The 218-nt window shown below is 60.1% G+C and carries 1 pseudogene; it reads right to left on the bottom strand.

Going from position 1 to position 218, the window contains the following annotated elements:
- Positions 1–218, bottom strand: a pseudogene (locus A3709_RS23985) (peptidase M48); the annotation flags it as partial.

The following is a 218-nucleotide window of genomic DNA, read 5'->3' as shown; positions in this document are numbered from 1 at the left end:
TCTGCACCGTCCACCCCTCGGGCGGTTCGAAGGTGAATTCGAGCTTGTTGTGGTAGAAGCGGTTGTCGTCGCGCTCGCTCTGGACGCTTTCACCCCACACCAGGCCTTCGGTGCGCTGCTTGAACTCACCGGGAATTTCCGGGCTCTCGATATAGGTGCCGTCATCCAGTTCTGAGGCTGCGCCAATGACCGTTTGCAGGCGTTTGTCATTGCGCGGG

Origin of the sequence: Halioglobus sp. HI00S01 (assembly GCF_001635445.1) — a bacterium.
Lineage (GTDB): Bacteria > Pseudomonadota > Gammaproteobacteria > Pseudomonadales > Halieaceae > Halioglobus > Halioglobus japonicus.
This window is presented reverse-complemented; position numbering and strand designations above follow the sequence as displayed.